The following is a 22,656-nucleotide window of genomic DNA, read 5'->3' on the forward strand; positions in this document are numbered from 1 at the left end:
GATGACGACTACCGTACAAAACTATCTCGATAAGGGTCTGCGCGGCCTCTGGTATCCGGTCCTGGCGAGCTGGGAAGTGCAGTCTGCGCCGGTGGGCATTACCCGCCTGGGGGAGCAGATTGTGGTCTGGCGCAACAAAGATGGTCAGGTCCAGGCGCTGGAGGACCGCTGTCCGCACCGCGGCGCGCGCCTGTCGATGGGCTGGAATCTCGGGGACCGTATCGCCTGCTGGTATCACGGCGTGGAAGTGGCGGGCAACGGAGAGGTGAAAGATGTGCCTGCGGTGGACAAATGTCCGCTGGTCGGCCAGCAGTGCGTACGCAGCTATAACGTGCAGGAGGCGCACGGCGCCATCTTCCTGTGGTTCGGCGTCACCGCCGATCAGCAGCCGGACGAACTGACCTTCCCGGATGAACTCGCCGACACGGAAAATTTCAGCAACTTCCTCTGCACCGCCGGGTGGAAATGCAATTACCAGTATGCGCTGGAAAACGTGATGGACCCGATGCACGGCACCTATCTGCACTCCTCCTCGCACTCGATGGCGGAAGGGGACCGCAAGGCCGACATGGTGCTCCAGCCGACCAAAACCGGCTTCATCTTTGAGAAAAAAGGGCAGAGCGGCGTCAACTTCGACTGGGTGGAGCTGGGCAACAGCGGCACCTGCTGGATGCGCCTCTCCATTCCTTACAGGAAGCGTTTCGGACCGGGCGGTCACTTCTTTATCGTCGGTATGGTAGTGCCGGAAGATAACGACAACTGCCGCGTCTTCTTCTGGCGCATCCGCCGCGTGCAGGGCTGGCAGCGCGATATGTGGCGCTTTATGTATCGTAACCGTCTGGAAAAACTGCACTGGGAAGTGCTGGAGCAGGATCGCGTGGTGCTGGAAAGCATGGCGCCAAACGCCCGCGACCATGAATACCTCTACCAGCATGACGTCGGCCTCTCCCGCTTGCGCCGCATGATGCAAAAAGCTGCGAAAGAGCAGCTGGCGATGCGCGACGCGCAGCAGGGAGCCGCCTGATGAACGGGCTGTTGAGCGGAAAACGCATCGTTGTAACCGGTGCCGCGCGCGGGCTGGGCTACCACTTCGCCAGAGCCTGCGTGGAGCAGGGGGCGGCGGTGGTGATGTGCGACATCCTGAAAGGCGAGCTGGCTGAAAGCGCCCACGGACTGAGCGAACAGGGTTATGCGATCGAATCGCACGTTATCGATCTCGCCGATCCCCATTCCATCGAACAGGTGTTCAGCGCCATTGGCGAGCAGGGGCAGATTGACGGCCTGGTGAACAACGCGGCGATGGCGACCGGTGTCGGCGGCAAAAACATGCTCGATTACGATCCGGATCTCTGGGATCGGGTGATGAGTGTCAATGTCAAAGGCACCTGGCTGGTCACCCGCGCCGCCGTGCCGCTGCTGCGCGAAGGTGCGGGGATTGTCAACGTGGCCTCCGATACCGCCCTGTGGGGCGCGCCGCGCCTGATGGCCTACGTCGCCAGTAAGGGGGCCGTGATTGCCATGACCCGCTCAATGGCGCGGGAGCTGGGTGAAAAGCGTATTCGTATTAACGCCATCGCGCCGGGATTAACCCGCGTTGAGGCGACGGAATATGTGCCCGCCGAACGGCATCAGCTCTATGAAAATGGTCGGGCGTTAACGGGGGCGCAGCAGCCGGAAGATGTCACCGGCAGCGTGGTCTGGCTGTTAAGCGATCTGTCGCGGTTCATCACCGGGCAGCTTATCCCGGTCAACGGCGGTTTTGTCTTTAACTAAGGGTTGGCGATTATGGCAAACGATCAGGAAGTGAAGTATCTGGTGCCGGGGCTGGAGCGCGGTTTACAGCTGCTGTTGGCCTTCGGCGAGCAGCATCGCGATCTGACCTTTGCCGAGCTGCACCGGCTGGTGGATATGCCGAAGGCTACCGCCTACCGCGTGGTACAGACGCTTGAGTATATGGGGTTTCTGGAGCGCAACACACGCACCAATACCTTCTCGCTGGGCATGAACGTGCTGCGTCTGGGCTTTGAATACATCGCCTCGCTGGATGTGGCCCAGGTCGGCCAGCCGGTTATCGAACAGCTGCGCGACGTCAGCCAGTGCAGTAGCCATCTGGCGATCCGCGACGGGCGCGACATCATCTACATCGCCCGCGTCAGCGCCGCCGGGTCGCGCATCAATCAGGTCAGTATCGGCACCCGCCTGCCGGTGCACTGCACCTCGCTCGGCCGCATGCTGTTGACCGATATTTCCCGCGCCGATTTTGAACAGCTGTTCCCGCACGAGCGCCTGCCGGGCAACACGCCGGGGCAGCTTCATGACCGCGAAGCCCTGTGGCAGATGGTGCAGCAGGACAAAGCCCGTGGGTATGTGATCGGCGAATCCTTCTTCCGCCACGGCATCTCCTCCATCGTCTACCCGGTGTATGACCGAAGCGGACGCGTGGCGGCGGTGGTCAGCATCCTGGTGCCGGCGGAAGAGATCCCGCAAACCGACCGCGAACGTCTGCAAAACGACGTTCGTCTGGCGGCGGATAAAATTTCTGGCTTCTTAGGGTATTTATCACAGGCCAGTTAAATCAGTGAGTTAACGTCAGGCGCTTCATTGCGTCGGGCATGTTTTACGCCCAATTTGGGCCAGATGAGGCAACGAACGATGAGTGTAACCGGAATTGAAAAGCTGGAATTTGGCGTTGAGAACCTGACGCACTGCGCCAAATTTATGCGTGATTTTGGCCTGACGGGCGATGCCAGCGGCCAGCGTTTTACCACCCTGAGCGGCGCGCGCGTGGAGCTTAACCCGATCGACAGCCCCGATCTGCCCCCGGCGTTTGAAACGGGTAACACCCTGCGCCGCATGACCTGGGGGGTGGCGACCCAGAACGATCTGGACGCGCTGCGCCCGAAGCTTGCCGGGCAGCCCGGCTTCCGCGAGGTGGGTGATGCCCTGGAGTGTCTTGACCCGAACGGCATGACCCTGCGCGTGCAGGTCAGCCAGCAGACTGACGTGGAGCTGAACGTGGAGCCGATTAACCAGTGGGGTGATGCCCGCCGGATTGACACCCCCAGCCCGGTTTACGACCGCGCCCAGCCCATCAACGTTGGCCACGTGGTCTTCTTTGTGGAGGAGCTGGCGGCGGTGGAGAAATTCTACCGCGAGGTGCTCGGTTTCCAGGTCTCTGACCGCTACATCAACCGCGCCGTGTTCCTGCGCTGCGGCGTGCGTGGGGGGCATCACAACCTGTTCCTGCTGCAATTGCCGAACCGTAAGCGTGGCCTGAACCACGTGGCCTTTACCGTGCGCGATATCCACGAGGTGATCGGCGGCGGTATCGCGATGAATAAAAATGAATGGAGCACCTTTATCGGGCCGGGCCGCCATCCGGTCTCGTCGGCCTACTTCTGGTACGTCAACAGCCCGACCGGCGGCGCGTTTGAGTACTACACCAACGACGACTACCTGACCGAAAACTGGCAGCCGCGCGAGCTGGAGCACTCGCTGGTCTCCTTTACCGAATGGGCGGTGGAAGGCGGCATCGACCACGACACGCGCCGTCAGCAGAAAAAAACGGAGGCGGTATGACGTCGCGCATTGTCATTATCGGTGGCGGCCAGGCGGGGGGCTGGGCGGCGAAAACCCTGCGCGATGAGGGTTTCGACGGTGAGATTTGCGTGGTGGCGGAAGAAGAGTGGGATTTCTATGAACGGCCACCGCTGTCGAAAGCCTCTCTTTTGCAACCAGAGGCGGCGCTTCCGCGACTCTTTTCCGAAGAGGCGCAGCAGGCGCTGAACCTGACCTGGTATCGTCCGTTGCGGGCTGACTCCATTGACCGTGAAGCGAAAGCGGTTGTTTTGAGCAACGGCGAGCATCTTAGTTACAACATGCTTTTACTGGCTACCGGAGGGCGGGCGCGCCTGCCGGGTGAGGCGTGGGCGGCGCACCCGCAGGTCTACACCCTGCGCCACTGGCAGGACGCGCAGCGCCTGAAAAGCCGTCTGGCGGAAAGTAAAACACTGGCGATTATCGGCGGGGGCTGGATCGGCCTGGAGATTGCCGCCTCCGCGCGCAAAAGCGGTGTAGCGGTCACCCTGTTCGAGCAGCAGTCCGCACTCTGCATGCGCTCGGTGAGCGGCGAGGTGTCGCAGCGCTTAGCAACAATTCATCGCGAGCAGGGTGTGGCGATCCGTACCGGCTGCGTCGCACTGGAGCTGGAAGACGATAACGGTCTGCCGGTCATCCACTGCGACGGCCAGCGTGAAACCTTTGATGCGGTGGTGGTGGGGATCGGCGTCGATCTCAACCTGGAGCTGGCGCGCAACGCCGGGCTTAAAACCGAACGCGGGATCGTGGTGGATGCCCAGGGACGCACCGCAGATCCGTTCATCTTTGCCGCCGGGGATGTGGCCCAGCATCATCACTACGGCCTGTGCATCCAGTCCTGGGCCTTTGCCCAAAATCAGGCGGTGGCGACGGCGAAAGCGATGCTCAACCCCGATGCGCCAGGTTACGACGACGCGCCGTGGCTCTGGTCAGATCAATACCAGCACAACATTCAGATCCTCGGTATTCCGCAGCCGGGCAGCAGCACGATAGTGCGGGACGATTCGCTGTTCTTCTCGCTCGACGCGAACGGGCGGCTGACGCAGCTGGTGGCGTTTAACGATGCGCGCACCGTCAAGCTGGCGAAGCGCTGGATGGCGGCGGGAAGGGATCTGTCAGACGTACCGCTCAGCGACCCGACCTTTTCACTGATGTCATTGCGATAGCTAACCCGCACCCGTAGGGGGAGACATGACCACATTAGAGACCAACACCGCGCCTGTTGAGGCGAGCGGTGAGGGAACCCGCACGCCTGAAAAAGCGGTGCGCTGGGCCATCCCGCTGGCGCTGCTGGCCTGCGTGCTGCTGGCGTTTTTCGACAAAATCAGCATTGCAGCGCTCTTTTCTGACGGCCATTTCCAGCAGGCGATGGGCATCGATTTCGACACCACGCGCCTCGGCATTCTGATGAGCGCCTTCCTGCTGAGCTACGGCTTTTCATCGGTCTTTTTAAGCGGGCTGGGGGACAAGATCGCCCCGCTGCGCCTGCTCACCGGGATGATGGTGATCTGGTGCGTGCTGATGGTGGCGATGGGCTTTACCCATAACTACACGCTGATGATTGTCCTGCGCATCCTGCTGGGGGTGGCAGAAGGGCCGCTCTTCCCGCTGGCCTTCGCCATTGTGCGCCACAACTTCCCGCAGCATCTGCAGGCGCGCGCCACCATGCTGTGGCTGCTGGGCACCCCGGTGGGGGCGGCGATTGGCTTCCCGCTCTCCCTCTGGCTGCTGAATACCTTCGGCTGGCAGAGCACCTTCTTCGTGATGGCGATGCTGACCGTGCCGGTGCTTATTTTTGTGCGCATCGGTCTGCGGGGGATCCGTCTGGATGCGAAACCGGCCACCACTCAGGCGTCGCAGGATGAGCGTCGCGCGGCCCGGCGCGAGCTGTTCGTCAGTCCGCACTTCTGGATCATCTGCATCTTTAACATCGCCTTCCTGACCTACCTGTGGGGTATCAACGGCTGGCTGCCGGGCTACCTCATCAAGGGCAAAGGCATTCACCTTGAGCACGCGGGCTGGCTGTCGTCGATGCCGTTTATCGCCATGCTGGCAGGCGAGGTGATTGGCGCATGGCTCTCGGACCGGGTCGATAAGCGCGCCGCGGCCTGCTTTATCTCCATGGCGGGGGCGGCGGTGGGGCTGGCAGCGGTCATGCACCTCGACACTCCGCTGACCATCATCGCGGCGATGAGCTTCAGCACCTTTATGTGGGGCACCGGGGCTCCCAACATTTTTGCCCTGCTGGCAAAGGCCACCCATCCAAGGGTGAGCGCCACGGCGGGCGGCATCTTCAACGGGCTGGGAAACTTTGCGGGCGCGCTGTCGCCGGCGGTGATGGGCGCGTTAATCGCCTTCACCCACAGCATGGATTCCGGGCTGATTTTTCTGGCGGTGATGGCGGCGGTGGGTTGCGTCCTGTTACTGCCGCTGCTGAGACGTTACTGAGGAGAGTGTCATGACTGATTCAACCGTAACCAACAAATCTGGCATCAAACCTGACCACCTGACGATGGAAGAGTGGGTCGAGTCGCGCATCGCGCGTTTCGAAGGGCGTAAATATGACTGGAACGCGCTGAAGTTCCAGGCCGATTTTGACCCGAAATACCGTCGGGCGCAGATGCGCTACATCGGCACCGGTGCCACCGGCGTGGCGAACGACACCAACACCGTGCAGGCGGATCACTTTACCTTCTCCACCATGGTACTGCCGTCGAAATGCGAAGGGCCGCTGCACCTGCATGACGATGTGGAAGAGGTCTTCTTCATGCTGAAAGGGCAGATCACGCTGATGATCCAGGATGGCGACAACTACACCGAAACCGTGCTGCGCGAGCGTGACCTGATCTCTGTCCCGCCGGGTATCTATCGTGGGCTGTTTAACCACGGGGAAGAAGAGGCACTGATGTGCGTCATGCTGGGCACTAACAAGCCGGAAATCCCGACCTACCCGGCCGATCATCCGCTCTCAAAAGTGAAGCGGAACTAAGGGGTGCACGATGACGGAATTTCGTGAACAGGGATGCGGCATTCCGCTGATGTTGCTGCACGGCATCAGCTCCGGCGCCGCCTCCTGGCATAAGCAGATGGCGCTGAACGGTTTTCGGGTGCTGGCGTGGGACATGCCCGGCTATGGCGAAAGCCCGATGCTGGCAGCTGAACGGGAAAACGCCGGAGATTACGCCGACGCGCTGGCGGCGATGCTCGATCGGGCGGGCGTCTGGCAGGCGGTGCTGGTAGGGCACTCTCTGGGGGCGCTGGTCGCCAGTGCTTTTGCGGCGAAGTTCCCGGAACGCGTTATCCATCTGGTGCTGGCAGATGCCGCGCAGGGCTACGGCCAGGCCGCGCCGGAGCAGCGCGAGCAGGTCTGGCGCAACCGCGAGCAGCAGATGGCGCTGGGCGGCGAAATTCTCGCCCAGACCCGCGCCGCGAAGCTGCTGCGTCCCGGTGCGCGGGCGGAGGATGTCAGTTGCGTCGCGGCGGGAATGCGCAAGCTGCGCCCGGAGGGCTACCTCGCTGCCGCATGGATGCTGGCGCACGACGATATTCACGGCTGGCTGAAACGCTACACAGGCCAATTTGAAGTCTGGTGTGGTGAGCAGGATGCGATAACGGAACCTGAACGGGTAGCGGGGCTGGCGCTGCGCTACGCCATGCCGTTTATCGCCATTCCGCAGGCCGGTCACGCCAGCTATCTCGATAACGACGCGTTTTTTAACCAACAGCTTTTACGCATTAACGAAGAGGTGCGCGATGAATGCACAAATTGATGGGCGCATAGCGGTCGTCACCGGCGGTTCTTCTGGCATTGGCTTTGAAACGCTGCGCCTGCTGCTGGGCGAGGGGGCTAAAGTGGCCTTCTGTGGCCGCGACCCGGACCGGCTCGCCAGCGCCCATGCGGCGCTGCATAACGAATACCCGGACGGGGAGATTTTCTCTTACCGCTGCGACGTACTGAAAGCCGACGAGGTGCAGGCCTTTGCGAATGCCGTTCAGGCGCGCTTTGGCGCGGCGGATATGCTGATCAATAACGCCGGGCAGGGCTACGTGGCGCACTTCAATGACACGCCGCGCGAGGCGTGGCTGCACGAAGCCGAGCTGAAACTGTTCGGGGTGATCAATCCGGTTCAGGCGTTTCAGCCGCTGCTGGAGCAGTCCGATATCGCCTCCATCACCTGCGTCAACTCCCTGCTGGCGCTGCAGCCGGAAGAGCACATGATCGCCACCTCTGCCGCCCGCGCCGCGCTGCTGAATATGACCCTGACGCTCTCGAAAGAGTTGGTGGGGAAAGGCATTCGGGTGAATTCCATCTTGCTCGGCATGGTGGAGTCCGGCCAGTGGCAGCGCCGCTTTGAAAACCGTACAGACAAAAGCCAGAGCTGGCCGGAGTGGACGGCGGAGATCGCGCGCAAACGCGGCATCCCGATGGCGCGCCTCGGCAAGCCGCAGGAGCCCGCGCAGGCGCTACTGTTCCTCGCCTCACCGCTGGCCTCGTTTACCACCGGCGCCGCGCTGGACGTTTCCGGCGGCTTCTGCCGCCATCTGTAAGGACGCATCATGAAAAAGATCATGTTAATTGGTTTTGGCGCGATGGCGCAGGCGGTGATTGAGCGCCTGCCTGCCGGTGTCGCTATCGGCTGGATCGTGGCGCGCGCGTCTCACCACGCGGCGATTCGCCAGCAGTTTGGCGATGCGGTAGTGGCGCTGACCTCGCCGCTGGAGTGCGCTGACGCGCCCGATCTGGTGCTGGAGTGCGCCAGCCAGCAGGCGGTGGCGCAGTACGGCGAGGATATTCTGCGTCGCGGCTGGCATCTGGCGGTGATCTCCACCGGCGCACTGGCAGACAGCGCGCTCGAACAGCGACTGCTCAACGCGGGCGGCAAACTGACGCTGCTCTCCGGCGCGGTGGCCGGCATCGACGGGCTGGCGGCGGCGAAAGAGGGCGGGCTTGAGCGCGTGACCTATCAGTCGCGTAAAAGCCCGGCCAGCTGGCGCGGCAGCTACGCCGAACAGCTTATCGATCTTAATTCGGTGTCAGTGGCGCAGGTCTTTTTCGAAGGCAGCGCCCGGGAGGCGGCACGACTGTTCCCGGCCAACGCCAACGTGGCGGCGACCGTGGCGCTCGGTGGCGTCGGGATGGATGAGACCCGCGTACAGCTGATGGTCGACCCGGCCACGAAACGCAATACCCACACGCTGCACGTCGAAGGCGTGTTTGGCGAGTTCCATCTTGAGCTGAGCGGGCTGCCGCTTGCCTCTAACCCGAAAACCTCCACCCTGGCGGCACTCAGCGCGGTACGCGCCTGCCGCGAGCTGGCCCTGAGCTGAGGAGTGACGATGGACGAACTGAAGATTTTTATCGGCGGCCAGTGGCGACACGGCAGCGGCAACCCGATGCAGAGCCACTTCCCGGCTGATGGAACGATCAACGCGGTTTTAAACGCGGCAAGCCTCGACGATCTGCATGACGCAATCGAGGCTGGCGAGCGGGCGTGGCGCGATCCCGCGTGGCGCAACAGCCTGCCGCATATGCGCGCGAAGATCCTGCACAGAGTGGCGGATCAAATTGAATCCCGCGTCGATGCGCTGGCGCAGATGCAGAGCCGCGATAACGGCAAACCGCTGGCGGAAGCACGCGGGCTTGTGATGAGTGCGGCGGGAACGGCGCGCTACTTTGCCGCCGCCTGCGAACTGCTGGAAGGGGAGCTTCCGACGCCGCGCCAGCCGGATTTACTAACCCTGAGTCGCTATGAGCCGCTTGGCGTGGTGGCAGCCATCACGCCGTGGAACTCGCCGATTGCCAGTGAAATGCAGAAAGTCGCTCCGGCCATTGCCGCCGGAAACGCGGTGATCCTCAAGCCCGCCGAAGCGACGCCGCTGATGGCGCTGGAGCTGGCGCGCATCTTTGAACAGGCCGGGCTGCCCGCCGGGCTGCTGAGCGTACTGCCGGGCAAAGGCTCGGTGATTGGCGATGCGCTGGCACGCCATCCTAAAGTGCGCAAAATCTCTTTTACCGGCGGCACCACCACTGGCCGTCATCTGGCGCACGTGGCGGCGGAAAAGCTGATCCCGGCCTCTCTTGAGCTGGGCGGTAAATCCCCGACCATCGTGCTCGAGGATGCGGATATCGAGCAGGCCGCGCGCGGGATCTGCTACGGCATTTTTAGCTCGGCGGGACAGGCCTGTATCGCCGGGTCGCGGCTGTTTATCCACGAAAGCCTTTACGCCCCGCTGATGGCGCGGCTGCTGGAGTTAACCCGCGACCTGCGCGTCGGGCATCCGTTTACCGACGGCACCCACGTCGGGCCGCTGATCAACGATAAGCATCGCCAGAGCGTGATCGAGTACGTCGAGCTGGCGAAGCGCGAAGGGGGCCGCGTGCTGTGCGGCGGGGAGATCCCAGCCGATCCCAGTCTTGCAAACGGCAGCTTCTTCCAGCCAACGATTATCGAAGGGCTGAGCAACAGCGCCCGCGCCTGTCAGGAGGAGATCTTCGGCCCGGTGCTGGTGGCGATGCCATTTAACGATGAAGCGGCGTTGATCCAGCAGGCGAACGACTCGGTATATGGTCTGGCTGCCGGGATCTGGACGCGGGATACCGGACGCGCGCTGCGCTTAAGCGAGCAGCTTGAGGCGGGCACGGTGTGGATCAACACCTACAAGGTCTTTGCGATTTCGACCCCGTTCGGGGGCTTTAAAGAGAGCGGTCTGGGCCGCGAAAAGGGCATTCAGGGGCTGAAAGCCTGGATGCAACAAAAGAGCATTTATCTGGCGACGGGTAACAGCGTCAACCACTGGTGCGACTGAGAAAGGGTGAGCAATGAGCGAAATGATAACCGTCGGCGACGCCATCGCCAGAACGCTGGAGCAGTATCAGGTTGAGGCCATCTACGGCGTCATCTCCATTCACAACCTGCCGATCGCCGATGCGGTAGGGCAGCGCGGCAATATCCGCTTTGTGCCCGCGCGCGGCGAAGCCGGTTCCGTCACCATGGCCGATGCCCACGGGCGTTTTTCCGGCCTCGGCGTGGCGCTGACCAGTACCGGGGCAGGGGCAGGTAACGCGGTAGGCGCGCTGGTGGAAGCAATGAATGCCTGCACGCCGCTGCTGCATTTAACCGGACAGGTGGAAAAAGCCTGGCTGGATGCCGACACCGGGTTTATTCACGAAACCCGCGACCAGTTGACCTTCCTGAAGGCCAGCTCAAAACGGGCGTATCGCATCAGTAACGCCAACCAGGCGATAGCGATTCTCCATAAAGCGATTCAGGAGGCACAGACGCCGCCGTGCGGGCCGGTCTCTGTGGAAATCCCGATTGATATTCAGGGGGCGAAAATTCCGCTGTCGCTGGTGACGGCGCCGGTAAAACCGGCGTCAGCTTCAGCGCCAGATGCCGGGACGGTTGATGCGCTTTGGGCGCAGCTGAAGCAGGCGAAACAGCCGCTGCTGTGGCTGGGTGGCGGGGCGCTGGAAAGCGCTGACGCCGTGAAAAAACTGGCGGATGCGGGTATCACCGTGATCTCCAGCACCCACGCGCGCGGCGTGCTGCCGGACAGCCATCGCGCCAGCCTGCGGGCTTTCCACAACTCGCCGTCAGTGGAGGCGCTGATCGCCCGGTGTGATTTTACGCTGGTAGCGGGCTCACGCCTGCGCAGCAACGAAACCCGCTCCTGGACGCTGGAGCTGCCTTACCCGCGGGTGCAGATCGATATCGACCCGGCGGCTGCAAGCCGTAACTATTTGATGGATAAAACGCTGGTAGCCGATTGTTCAGCGCTGCTTAACGCGCTGGCAGCAAAAGCGCAGGGGCGTGAATGGGGTAACGCGCAGTGGGATACGCAGGTTCAGCAGGCGGTGGAGCAAGCTGAGCAGGGTCTGCGCGAGCAGTGTGGTGCCTATGCGAAACTCAACGATGCCATTGAGAAAGCGCTGCCGAAGGACGGCCTGCTGGTGCGCGATATCACCGTTTCCGGCAGCCTGTGGGGCAGCCGCCTGTTCCGCGCCAACGGTCCGCTGATGAACATTCACTCTCTGGCCGGGGCGATTGGCATGGGGCTGCCGATGGCGATTGGTACTGCGATTGCCAATCCGCAGCGCAAGGTCGTGGGGCTGGTGGGCGACGGCGGCCTGAGCCTGAATTTAGGCGAGCTGGCGACGCTGGCGCAGGAGAAAGCCAACGTGACGCTGCTGATCATGAACGACGGCGGTTACGGCGTGATGCGTGGCATTCAGGATAAATATTTCGGCGGACGGCAGTATTATAACGAGCTGCATACGCCGGACTTTACCCTGCTGGCCCAGGCGATTGGCCTGCAGGCGTGGAGCGTTGAGCGGGCAGAGGATTTTGATGCGGTGATGACGGAGGCGCTGGCGATGCCGGGGCCGTCGGTAGTGGAGGTGCGGATGGGGCAGATTGGCGCCCTGAAGTTTGCCGGACCGCCGCAGAAAACGCTGTACTAGCTGTGTGCCCGGTGGCGCTGCGCTTACCGGGCCTACGTTTACGCACAAAGCAGGCCGGGTAAGGCGAAGCCGCCACCCGGCTTTTCAACGGAGGCGCGGGCGCCTCCCCGGTACATTATTTAATCCCGTCTGCCGCCATGCGATCGCGGATGTGCTGCGCACGCGCTGCGGAGGCAGGGTGGTCGTCAAACATGGAGCTTTGACGGCCCGCTTCCTGTTGAGCCAGTTTTTCGAAGCTGGTGGCTAAACCTGATGGGTTAATCCCACGTTTGCGCAACAGATCGTAAGAGTAGTCATCGGCCTCAGATTCCTGACGCTGAGAGAACTGGGAGTTAACCAGTTTTTCACCGAGATCGCCGAGCTGCGACTGGGAGAGGCTACCTACAATGCCACCCGCAGAGGCCGCCGCCACGCGAACAGCGTTCGTGCCGAGGGCAACCTGCATCCCTTTCTTCACATGGCCGAGGGCAACGTGGCCCATTTCATGGCCGATAACCGCTTCGACTTCATTGTCGTTCATCATGTCCATTAATCCGCTGTAGACGCGGATGCAGCCGTTAGCCATCGCAAAGGCGTTAACGTCTTTCGCCATGTAAACCTTGTAGTTCACCGGCTGGCCGTTAATGTTGTCGCCAAGTGCTGAAGCAATCTTATTCAGACGCTGAGCGTAAGTGCTGTCTGCCGGTGCGATGGTCGCTTTACCGTCCATCTCTTTACAGGCCTCATCGCTTAATGTTTTCACCTGGGCATCGGTGAGGGAGTAGGCCTGAAACGCCTCTGCTCCGGAGCTCAGCAGGCCACCAGAATTCATATTCTGACACCCGCTAAGAAGAAGGGTCGTTCCCAGAGCCAGCACTACTGCACGCATTTTCATTATGTTGCTTCCGTACTCGTTAAACTTGATAAATTCTGAAAGTTTTGCCGCCCCGGAGGAGGGTGCAGCTCCAATTATAAAGAATATAAACGAAGGCGGGCGAGAAGATTGCGCAACGTGCGAGCCTGTTCCAGAGATTTCTTAAGCGGCAAAAGAATGGTCCATGTACATGCTTTGTCGCTTGGGTTACATTGTTGGCACTTTTTTCTGGCGTAGCCCAAAACGCGCTGTCGTCAAGCCGAAACGGGCATGGCCTTCAACATCCGATCTGGAGTCAAAATGTCCTCACGTAAAGAGCTTGCCAATGCTATTCGTGCGCTGAGCATGGATGCTGTACAAAAAGCTAAGTCCGGTCACCCGGGTGCCCCTATGGGTATGGCTGACATTGCCGAAGTCCTGTGGCGTGATTTCCTGAACCACAACCCGCAGAACCCTGCATGGGCTGACCGCGACCGTTTCGTTCTCTCTAACGGCCACGGCTCAATGCTGATCTACAGCCTGCTGCACCTCACCGGCTATGACCTGCCAATCGAAGAGCTGAAAAACTTCCGTCAGCTGCACTCCAAAACCCCGGGTCACCCGGAAGTGGGTTACACCGCAGGTGTTGAAACCACGACCGGTCCGCTGGGTCAGGGTATTGCTAACGCCGTGGGTATGGCGATTGCCGAGAAGACGCTGGCGGCGCAGTTCAACCGTCCGGGTCATGACATTGTCGACCACTTCACCTATGCATTCCTGGGTGACGGCTGCATGATGGAAGGCATTTCTCACGAAGTGTGCTCCCTGGCAGGCACCCTGAAACTGGGCAAACTGGTTGCGTTCTATGACGACAACGGCATCTCCATCGACGGCCATATTGAAGGCTGGTTCACTGACGACACCGCAGCACGTTTCGAAGCCTACGGCTGGCACGTAGTGCGTGGCGTTGACGGTCACGATGCTGAAGCGATTAAACGTGCAGTAGAAGAAGCGCGCGCAGTGACCGACAAACCGTCCCTGCTGATGTGCAAAACCATCATCGGTTTCGGTTCTCCGAACAAAGCCGGTACGCACGACTCCCACGGTGCACCGCTGGGTGATGCAGAGATCGCCCTGACCCGTGAAGCACTGGGCTGGAAACACGCTGCGTTTGAAATCCCGTCTGAAATCTACGCGCAGTGGGATGCCAAAGAAGCCGGTCAGGCGAAAGAAGCGGCATGGAATGAGAAATTCGCCGCCTACGCTAAAGCCTTCCCACAGGAAGCGGCAGAGTTCACCCGTCGTATGAAAGGTGACATGCCAGCAGACTTCGATGCCAAAGCGAACGAGTTCATCGCTAAGCTGCAGGCTAACCCGGCTAAAATCGCCAGCCGTAAAGCCTCCCAGAATGCGATCGAAGCCTTCGGCCCGCTGCTGCCAGAGTTCCTCGGCGGCTCCGCTGACCTGGCGCCATCAAACCTGACTATCTGGTCTGGTTCTAAAGCGATCAACGAAGATACTGCCGGTAACTACATCCATTACGGTGTTCGTGAGTTCGGTATGACCGCGATTGCCAACGGTATCTCCCTGCACGGTGGTTTCCTGCCGTACACCTCCACCTTCCTGATGTTCGTGGAATATGCCCGTAACGCGGTGCGTATGGCTGCGCTGATGAAACAGCGTCAGGTGATGGTCTACACCCACGACTCTATCGGTCTGGGCGAAGATGGCCCGACCCACCAGCCGGTTGAGCAGGTTGCTTCCCTGCGTGTGACCCCGAACATGTCCACATGGCGTCCATGTGACCAGGTTGAATCTGCGGTAGCGTGGAAATATGGCGTTGAGCGTCAGGACGGCCCGACCGCGCTGATCCTCTCCCGTCAGAACCTGGCTCAGCAGGATCGTACCGAAGAGCAGCTGGCGAACATCGCTCGCGGTGGTTACGTGCTGAAAGATTGCGACGGTCAGCCGCAGGTGATCTTCATCGCAACCGGTTCTGAAGTTGAACTGGCTGTTGCCGCCTGGGATCAGCTGGCAGGCGAAGGCGTGAAAGCGCGCGTGGTCTCCATGCCATCTACCGATGCCTTCGACAAGCAGGACGCGGCTTACCGTGAATCCGTGCTGCCGAAAGCCGTTTCTGCCCGTGTGGCAATCGAAGCGGGTATCGCTGACTACTGGTTCAAATACGTGGGCCTGAACGGCGCTATCGTTGGCATGACCACCTTCGGTGAGTCTGCGCCAGCTGAGCAGCTGTTCGAAGAGTTCGGCTTCACCGTTGAGAACGTGGTCGCGAAAGCGAAAGAACTGCTGTAATCACGGTTGGGCCCGGCGGCGCGTAGCTTGCCGGGCCTACAAAATATTCAGGCCGGGCAGGCGTAAGCGTCACCCGGCTTTTTTGTGCATGTTATTCCTCAAAGATGTAATACCTCTGTAAATTATTCCACTTAAAATGTGATGTGTGTCATATAGCTGGCTTATTGATCTGGACGGTCATTCCCTTTATTCCGTGTTTCGCTTATTCTGGCTGAAGCGTTTCAGTCGATTAAACGTTCGACAAATGACCAATCAGTTGGAGTTTGTGACAGGCAAGGATTCCCCTCAGCGCGTTGCTGCATTACTCTGTCAGCCACCTCGTGTCAGGGAAAGCTTTGCAGGAGACTTATGACCGTACGCGTAGCGATTAATGGTTTCGGTCGCATCGGACGTAACGTGGTTCGTGCTTTATATGAATCCGGACGCCGGGCGGAAATTACCGTGGTGGCCATCAATGAACTGGCGGATGCCGCAGGCATGGCGCATTTATTGAAATATGACACCAGCCATGGACGCTTTGCCTGGGACGTTCGTCAGGAGAGAGAGCAACTGCTTGTCGGTGATGACGTGATCCGTGTGCTTCATGAGCGGACGATCGAAGCATTACCCTGGCGTGAACTGGGTGTAGATGTGGTTCTCGATTGTACCGGCGTCTACGGCAACCGCGAGCACGGCGAAGCCCATCTGGCGGCTGGCGCAAAAAAAGTGCTCTTTTCACATCCTGGCAGTAACGATCTCGATGCCACGGTGGTTTACGGCGTCAACCATCACGAGTTGCACGCAGAACACCGAATTGTCTCCAATGCCTCCTGTACCACCAACTGTATTATTCCGGTCATCAAACTGCTGGACGATGCCTACGGCATTGAGTCGGGTACGGTTACCACTATCCACTCAGCCATGCACGATCAGCAGGTCATTGACGCTTACCACCCGGACCTGCGACGCACTCGCGCGGCGAGTCAGTCGATTATCCCGGTGGACACCAAACTGGCGGCCGGTATTACCCGAATTTTCCCGCAGTTTGAAGATCGTTTTGAAGCTATCGCCGTCCGCGTACCTACCATCAACGTGACGGCGATCGACCTCAGTGTTACCGTAAAAAAACCGGTAAAAGCCTGTGAGGTCAACCTGTTGCTGCAAAAGGCGGCACAGCAAGCATTTCATGGTATAGTTGACTATACGGAATTACCGTTGGTCTCAGTAGATTTTAACCACGATCCGCATAGCGCTATTGTTGATGGCACCCAAACGCGAGTGAGTGGGGCGCACCTGATCAAAACGCTGGTCTGGTGTGATAATGAATGGGGCTTTGCTAACAGGATGCTCGACACCACGTTAGCCATGGCCGCACAAGGTTTCAGGTAAGACGCGTATTGCGTCTGCAAAACTTTAAGAATCAACGAGAGGATTCACCATGTCTGTAATTAAGATGACCGATCTGGATCTGGCAGGTAAACGCGTTTTCATCCGTGCGGATCTGAACGTACCGGTTAAAGATGGGAAAGTAACCAGCGACGCGCGTATCCGTGCATCACTGCCAACCATCGAACTGGCACTGAAGCAGGGTGCAAAAGTGATGGTAACCTCCCACCTGGGTCGTCCGACCGAAGGCGAGTACAACGAAGAATTCTCTCTGCTGCCGGTTGTTAATTACCTGAAAGACAAACTGTCCAGCCCGGTACGTCTGGTTAAAGACTACCTGGACGGCGTGGAAGTTGCTGAAGGTGAGCTGGTTGTTCTGGAAAACGTTCGCTTCAACAAAGGCGAGAAGAAAGACGACGAAACCCTGTCCAAAAAATACGCTGCACTGTGCGACGTATTCGTAATGGACGCCTTCGGTACCGCTCACCGTGCCCAGGCTTCTACCCACGGTATCGGTAAATTCGCCGACGTCGCTTGTGCAGGTCCTCTGCTGGCCGCTGAGCTGGATGCGCTGGGTAAAGCACTGAAAGAACCTGCTCGTCCGATGGTTGCTATCGTTGGTGGTTCTAAAGTTTCCACCAAACTGACCGTTCTGGACTCCCTGTCCAAAATCGCTGACCAGCTGATCGTTGGCGGTGGTATCGCTAACACCTTCGTTGCTGCCCAGGGCCACAACGTGGGTAAATCCCTGTACGAAGCAGACCTGGTTGACGAAGCGAAACGTCTGCTGAGCACCTGCGATATCCCGGTTCCAACTGACGTTCGCGTCGCGACCGAGTTCTCTGAAACCGCAACCGCAGAGCTGAAATCTGTTTCTGACATCAAAAATGAAGAGCAGATTCTGGACCTGGGCGACGCCTCTGCAGAGAAACTGGCTGAAATCCTGAAGAATGCAAAAACCATTCTGTGGAACGGTCCGGTTGGCGTGTTCGAATTCCCGAACTTCCGTAAAGGTACTGAAATCGTGGCTAACGCGATTGCAGACAGCGAAGCATTCTCCATTGCTGGCGGCGGTGACACCCTGGCAGCCATCGATCTGTTCGGTATTTCCGACAAGATCTCCTACATCTCCACTGGCGGCGGCGCATTCCTCGAATTCGTGGAAGGCAAAGTTCTGCCAGCAGTAGCCATGCTCGAAGAGCGCGCTAAGAAGTAAGCCATTTTAGGGCAGGGAAACCTGCCCAATTTTCAGCGCGCTTTTAAGAGCTCGCCCCTTTCCAAGGCCGAAGATACAGGACTCGCAACATGTCTAAAATTTTTGATTTCGTAAAACCTGGCGTGATCACTGGTGATGACGTTCAGAAAGTGTTCCAGGTAGCTAAAGAAAACAACTTTGCTCTGCCAGCAGTTAACTGCGTCGGTACCGACTCTATCAACGCCGTACTGGAAGCAGCAGCAAAAGTTAAAGCACCGGTAATCGTTCAGTTCTCTAACGGCGGTGCTGCGTTTATCGCAGGTAAAGGCGTGAAAACTGACGTTCCTCAGGGTGCTGCAATCCTGGGCGCAATCTCTGGCGCGCATCACGTTCACCAGATGGCTGAACACTACGGCGTTCCAGTAATCCTGCACACTGACCACTGCGCGAAGAAACTGCTGCCGTGGATCGACGGTCTGCTGGACGCGGGCGAAAAACACTTCGCTGCAACCGGTAAGCCACTGTTCTCTTCTCACATGATCGACCTGTCTGAAGAGTCTCTGGAAGAGAACATCGAGATCTGCTCTAAATACCTGGCGCGCATGGCCAAAATGGACATGACCCTGGAAATCGAACTGGGTTGCACCGGTGGCGAAGAAGACGGCGTGGACAACAGCCACATGGACGCTTCTGCTCTGTACACTCAGCCAGAAGACGTTGATTACGCTTACACCGAGCTGAGCAAAATCAGCCCACGTTTCACTATCGCGGCTTCCTTCGGTAACGTACACGGTGTGTACAAGCCAGGTAACGTGGTTCTGACCCCAACCATCCTGCGTGATTCTCAGGAATACGTTTCCAAGAAACACAACCTGCCGCACAACAGCCTGAACTTCGTCTTCCACGGCGGTTCCGGTTCTTCTGCTCAGGAAATCAAAGATTCCGTTAGCTACGGTGTTATCAAAATGAACATCGATACCGATACCCAATGGGCAACCTGGGACGGTATTCTGCAGTACTATAAAACTAACGAAGCTTACCTGCAGGGCCAGCTGGGCAACCCGAAAGGCGAAGACCAGCCGAACAAGAAATACTACGATCCACGCGTATGGCTGCGTGCAGCCCAGACCTCTATGGTGACGCGTCTGGAGCAGGCTTTCAAAGAGCTGAACGCGGTTGACGTTCTGTAATTTAAGCTGCTGACACCATCAAAAGCCCGCGTTAATCGCGGGCTTTTTTTATGTCTTTTCAACTGGCTATAGCGGCTGTTTTATGTGATCTGCTTGGCATATTGTGGGCTTTTTGTTTACCCTTTACACACTTGCTCCTCTCCGCATGGGGCGGATTTGTGTTTTATGTGCATAAGGAAAGATAAATGGAAGATCTCGGTGTTGTAGATAGCATCAATAACGCGGGCTCCTGGCTGGTGCGTAATCAGGCGTTGCTGTTGAGTTACGCGGTAAACATTGTGGCGGCCATCGCCATTATCATCATCGGTATGATTGTTGCGCGCATCATTTCTAATGCGGTCAACCGCGTGATGCGGGCGCGCCATATTGATGCCACGGTAGCAGACTTTCTCTCTGCGCTGGTGCGCTACGGCATCATCGCTTTTACCCTGATCGCGGCGCTTGGGCGTGTAGGGGTACAGACCGCGTCGGTAATCGCCGTACTCGGTGCCGCCGGTCTGGCTATTGGCCTGGCATTACAGGGCTCGCTGTCGAACCTGGCCGCCGGGGTGCTGCTGGTCACCTTCCGTCCGTTCCGCTCGGGCGAATATGTGGATCTGGGCGGCGTGGCCGGAACCGTGCTGCAGGTGCAGATCTTCTCGACCACCTTACGCACCGTTGACGGGCGTATCGTGGTGATCCCGAACGGTAAGATTATCGCCAATAACATCATCAACTTCTCACGTGAACCTGAGCGTCGTAATGAGTTCATTATTGGCGTAGCGTACGACTCGGATATCGACAAAGTGAAGCAGTTGCTCACCAATATTATCGAGTCTGATGAACGCATTCTGAAGGATCGCGACATGACCGTGCGTCTGAACGAACTGGGCGCTTCATCGATCAACTTTGTGGTGCGCGTCTGGAGCAAAAGTAGCGATCTGCAAAGCGTTTACTGGGATGTACTGGAGCGCATCAAGCGCGACTTTGATGCCAACGGCATCAGCTTCCCGTATCCGCAGATGGACGTGAACTTCAAACGGGTGAAAGAACCAGCGGAATAAGGTTTTTACCTTAACCCGGTGCGCACAATGCGTACCGGGTTTTATTAGCTTCCCTTATTGCCAATTAATATTATCCATTTCCTCTTATTATTCTCCCGCAGTATAGTCAGCCCCTAAGACACATTTTTGAGATTGGTTTCCATGTTATCTTTTTACATTCAGGGGCTTATGATTGGCGCGGCGATGATCCTGCCTCTCGGTCCGCAAAATGCCTTCGTCATGAATCAGGGCATTCGACGTCAATATCACATCATGATCGCGCTGCTCTGCGCACTAAGCGATATGCTGCTGATTTGTGCCGGGATTTTTGGCGGTAGCGCGCTGTTGATGCAGTCTCCCTGGCTGCTGGCACTGGTCACCTGGGGCGGCGTCGCCTTTCTGCTCTGGTATGGCTTTGGCGCCCTGAAAACGGCGCTGGGCAGCAATATTGAGCTGGCCAGCGCTGAAGTCATGAAGCAGGGGCGCTGGAAAATTATCGTCACCATGCTGGCGGTGACCTGGCTTAATCCGCACGTTTATCTCGATACGTTTGTGGTGCTGGGCAGCCTGGGAGGGCAGCTGGATGCTGAGCCGAGACGCTGGTTCGCGCTGGGTACCGTGAGCGCCTCCTTCCTCTGGTTCTTTGGTCTGGCGCTGCTCGCTGCATGGCTGGCACCCCGCCTGCGCACCGCCAAAGCCCAGCGCATTATTAACGGCCTGGTCGGCGTGGTGATGTGGTTTATTGCTTTCCAGCTGGCGAAAGAGGGGATTCATCACATTCGTGAACTATTCAACTAAGCGTTGTCTTATGGACATTCGGCCAGCAGTCGCTAAGCTTGCTGGCATGCGCCCTGTTACCTGGGCACTCTTCGCAACATGGAGGAATTAAAGTGAAGTTGAATGTAATTGCCCTGGCGGCATTAATGGGTTTTGGCGCAGTATCCGCTCAGGCCAGTGAACTGCCTGACAGCCCGCATATTGTCACTTCCGGAACCGCAAGCGTGGATGCAGTACCGGATATCGCTACCCTTGCCATTGAAGTCAACGTGGCGGCCAAAGATGCGGCCACCGCCAAGAAACAGGCAGACGATCGCGTTGCGCAATATCTCTCATTCCTTGAGCAGAATGGCATAGCGAAGAAAGATATCAATTCCGCTAACCTGCGCACCCAGCCAGATTACGACTATCAGAATGGCAAAAGCATCCTGAAAGGTTATCGCGCGGTACGTACCGTCGAAGTGACCTTACGTCAGCTGGATAAACTTAACTCTCTGCTCGATGGCGCGCTGAAAGCGGGTCTGAATGAGATCCGTTCGGTGTCCCTGGGCGTTGCGCAACCAGAGAAGTATAAAGACGAAGCGCGTAAAGCGGCGATTGATGACGCCCTGCATCAGGCGCAGCAGCTGGCTTCTGGCTTTAACAGCAAACTGGGGCCGGTATACAGCGTGCGTTACCACGTCTCTAACTACCAACCGAGCCCGATGGTGCGCATGATGAAAGCGGAAGCGGCGCCGGTCTCCGCGCAGGATACTTACGAGCAGCCAACGATTCAGTTCGACGATCAGGTTGATGTGGTGTTCCAGCTGGAGCCTGCACAGGGTCAGCAGCAGAGCCAGCAGACTCCACAGGTGCAGCAGCAAGTGCAGCAGCCTGATACTGCGACAAAAGCACCGTAATGGTTGTTTAGCAGTAATAAAAAGCCGGGTGAGCGTTAACGCGACCCGGCTTTTTTATTAGTCCTGGCGCAGGACCTTATGGCCGTGGGCCAGCAGCGCATCGGTAACGTTGCGCATCATCCGGCTTTCCGGCGCGAAGCGGTGCCAGTAGAGCATGCGGCGCTGGTGCAGGCCTGGCGTCAGGTCGATCAGTTCGCCGCTCTGTAGCTCTTTCTCGATCTGCAGATGCGGGATCATGCAGCAGGTTGTGCCCTGACGCGCCAGCTGCACGAAGGCCTCTGATGAGTTAACGATATGGCAGGGTACGCTGCCGGGCGGCAGGTCGAAGTTCTGCTGTAAAAACGCCTGATGCATATCATCGAGATGGTCAAACGCCACGGCGGGCGCTTTCAGCAGCGCCGCGCGGGTGACGCCATTCGGGAAGTAACGTTCAGCAAAGGCTTTGGAGGCGACGAAGAGATAATCCAGCGCCCCCAGCTGATCCACCAGGCAGCTTGGCAGCGCCTGAGGCTGGATACTGACCGCGCCCACCACTTCACCGCGACGCAGACGCTCCTGGGTGCGGGTTTCGTCTTCCACCTGCAAATTCAGCCGGATAGGCGAATCGGCCAGCACCGGGGCCAGTGCGGGCAGCAGCCAGGTTGCCAGACTATCGGCGTTGACCGCCAGGGAGAGGAGCAGCGGCGTGGAGCCGGTCTGTTCGTCACCCAGCCACTCATCTTCCAGCAGCTCAACCTGACGCAGCAGCGCCAGCAGTTTTTGCCCCTGTTCGGTGGGACGCGGCGGAACGGTACGAACCAGCAGCGGCTGCCCGAACATATTCTCAAGCTGTTTGATCCGTTGCGAAACGGCGGACTGGGTAATGCACAGCTTCTGTGCTGCGCGTTCGAATCCGCGTTCACGAATAACGGCATCAAGGGCCTGTAATGTTCTGTAGTCCGGACGTTTCATTGCTCTGGCTGACTCCCAAATGATTCAATACTTCGCACTATGACATAAATTTAT

21 protein-coding genes are annotated in these 22,656 nt (G+C 58.7%); 19 read left to right on the forward strand and 2 right to left on the reverse strand.

The genetic code is table 11. The features are described from left to right. Window position 1: 1 nt before the first annotated feature. The 12 genes from DVA43_RS22540 (at window position 2) to DVA43_RS22595 (ending at window position 12,058) form a co-directional block, all read left to right on the forward strand. Entirely contained in the window at window positions 2–1,024 is a 1,023-nt protein-coding gene (locus DVA43_RS22540) for an aromatic ring-hydroxylating dioxygenase subunit alpha (RefSeq protein ID WP_114316832.1), read from the forward strand. After that, entirely contained in the window at window positions 1,024–1,773 is a 750-nt protein-coding gene (locus DVA43_RS22545; protein ID WP_114316833.1) for an SDR family oxidoreductase, read from the forward strand. The genes DVA43_RS22540 and DVA43_RS22545 overlap by 1 nt, the downstream gene beginning before the upstream one ends. A 12-nt stretch (window positions 1,774–1,785) precedes the next feature. Continuing rightward, entirely contained in the window at window positions 1,786–2,574 is a 789-nt protein-coding gene (locus DVA43_RS22550) for an IclR family transcriptional regulator (RefSeq protein ID WP_114316834.1), read from the forward strand. A gap of 78 nt (window positions 2,575–2,652) precedes the next feature. After that, window positions 2,653–3,579 (forward strand): VOC family protein, encoded by a 927-nt coding sequence (locus tag DVA43_RS22555; RefSeq protein ID WP_114316835.1) that lies wholly within the window; start codon window positions 2,653–2,655, stop codon window positions 3,577–3,579. Beyond that, the gene (locus tag DVA43_RS22560; RefSeq protein ID WP_114316836.1) at window positions 3,576–4,763 is read left to right on the forward strand and encodes an NAD(P)/FAD-dependent oxidoreductase; all 1,188 of its coding nucleotides are present in this window, start codon (window positions 3,576–3,578) and stop codon (window positions 4,761–4,763) included. The genes DVA43_RS22555 and DVA43_RS22560 overlap by 4 nt, the downstream gene beginning before the upstream one ends. 25 nt (window positions 4,764–4,788) lie before the next feature. Beyond that, entirely contained in the window at window positions 4,789–6,045 is a 1,257-nt protein-coding gene (locus DVA43_RS22565) for an MFS transporter (RefSeq protein ID WP_114316837.1), read from the forward strand. Between the two features lie 10 nt (window positions 6,046–6,055). Further along, the gene (locus DVA43_RS22570; RefSeq protein ID WP_103822797.1) at window positions 6,056–6,586 is read left to right on the forward strand and encodes a cupin domain-containing protein; all 531 of its coding nucleotides are present in this window, start codon (window positions 6,056–6,058) and stop codon (window positions 6,584–6,586) included. A gap of 10 nt (window positions 6,587–6,596) precedes the next feature. After that, entirely contained in the window at window positions 6,597–7,367 is a 771-nt protein-coding gene (locus DVA43_RS22575) for an alpha/beta fold hydrolase (RefSeq protein ID WP_114316838.1), read from the forward strand. After that, window positions 7,351–8,145: an SDR family oxidoreductase gene (locus DVA43_RS22580; protein WP_114316839.1), complete on the forward strand. Its 795-nt coding sequence runs from the start codon at window positions 7,351–7,353 to the stop codon at window positions 8,143–8,145. The genes DVA43_RS22575 and DVA43_RS22580 overlap by 17 nt, the downstream gene beginning before the upstream one ends. 9 nt (window positions 8,146–8,154) lie before the next feature. Beyond that, window positions 8,155–8,925 (forward strand): aspartate dehydrogenase, encoded by a 771-nt coding sequence (locus DVA43_RS22585; RefSeq protein ID WP_114316840.1) that lies wholly within the window; start codon window positions 8,155–8,157, stop codon window positions 8,923–8,925. Between the two features lie 9 nt (window positions 8,926–8,934). Next, entirely contained in the window at window positions 8,935–10,404 is a 1,470-nt protein-coding gene (locus DVA43_RS22590; protein ID WP_114316841.1) for an aldehyde dehydrogenase, read from the forward strand. A gap of 13 nt (window positions 10,405–10,417) precedes the next feature. Further along, on the forward strand, window positions 10,418–12,058 hold the full coding sequence (locus tag DVA43_RS22595) for a thiamine pyrophosphate-binding protein (RefSeq protein ID WP_114316842.1): 1,641 nt from the start codon (window positions 10,418–10,420) through the stop codon (window positions 12,056–12,058). A gap of 115 nt (window positions 12,059–12,173) precedes the next feature. Here the strand turns inward: DVA43_RS22595 and DVA43_RS22605 are convergent, their stop codons facing one another. After that, window positions 12,174–12,932 carry a M48 family metallopeptidase gene (locus DVA43_RS22605; protein WP_103176898.1) on the reverse strand — a complete coding sequence of 253 codons (759 nt, stop codon included), beginning with the start codon at window positions 12,930–12,932 and terminating at the stop codon, window positions 12,174–12,176. 279 nt (window positions 12,933–13,211) lie between these two features. On the opposite strand from DVA43_RS22605, the gene tkt reads away from it, so the two are divergent. The 7 genes from tkt (at window position 13,212) to DVA43_RS22645 (ending at window position 21,651) form a co-directional block, all read left to right on the forward strand. After that, window positions 13,212–15,203 carry a transketolase gene (gene tkt / locus DVA43_RS22610; protein WP_103176897.1) on the forward strand — a complete coding sequence of 664 codons (1,992 nt, stop codon included), beginning with the start codon at window positions 13,212–13,214 and terminating at the stop codon, window positions 15,201–15,203. Window positions 15,204–15,551: 348 nt separating this feature from the next. Continuing rightward, window positions 15,552–16,571 carry an erythrose-4-phosphate dehydrogenase gene (epd, locus tag DVA43_RS22620; RefSeq protein ID WP_103822790.1) on the forward strand — a complete coding sequence of 340 codons (1,020 nt, stop codon included), beginning with the start codon at window positions 15,552–15,554 and terminating at the stop codon, window positions 16,569–16,571. A gap of 49 nt (window positions 16,572–16,620) precedes the next feature. Further along, complete coding sequence (gene pgk, locus DVA43_RS22625; RefSeq protein ID WP_103822789.1) at window positions 16,621–17,784, forward strand: phosphoglycerate kinase; 1,164 nt, start codon at window positions 16,621–16,623, stop codon at window positions 17,782–17,784. 89 nt (window positions 17,785–17,873) lie between these two features. Beyond that, window positions 17,874–18,953, forward strand: coding sequence for a class II fructose-bisphosphate aldolase (gene fbaA, locus DVA43_RS22630; protein ID WP_039029814.1), 1,080 nt, complete (start codon window positions 17,874–17,876; stop codon window positions 18,951–18,953). Window positions 18,954–19,138: 185 nt separating this feature from the next. Next, window positions 19,139–19,996, forward strand: a complete 858-nt coding sequence (locus tag DVA43_RS22635) for a small-conductance mechanosensitive channel MscS (RefSeq protein WP_103176894.1) — start codon at window positions 19,139–19,141, stop codon at window positions 19,994–19,996. 141 nt (window positions 19,997–20,137) lie between these two features. Then, the gene (gene argO / locus DVA43_RS22640) at window positions 20,138–20,773 is read left to right on the forward strand and encodes an arginine exporter ArgO (RefSeq protein ID WP_103822787.1); all 636 of its coding nucleotides are present in this window, start codon (window positions 20,138–20,140) and stop codon (window positions 20,771–20,773) included. A gap of 92 nt (window positions 20,774–20,865) precedes the next feature. Beyond that, window positions 20,866–21,651, forward strand: coding sequence for an oxidative stress defense protein (locus tag DVA43_RS22645; RefSeq protein ID WP_114316843.1), 786 nt, complete (start codon window positions 20,866–20,868; stop codon window positions 21,649–21,651). 57 nt (window positions 21,652–21,708) lie between these two features. Here the strand turns inward: DVA43_RS22645 and argP are convergent, their stop codons facing one another. Continuing rightward, entirely contained in the window at window positions 21,709–22,602 is an 894-nt protein-coding gene (gene argP, locus DVA43_RS22650) for a DNA-binding transcriptional regulator ArgP (protein ID WP_103822785.1), read from the reverse strand. Window positions 22,603–22,656 lie beyond the last annotated feature (54 nt).

The sequence above is a fragment of the Leclercia sp. W6 genome, assembly GCF_003336345.1.
In the GTDB taxonomy this organism is placed as follows: Bacteria; Pseudomonadota; Gammaproteobacteria; order Enterobacterales; family Enterobacteriaceae; genus Enterobacter.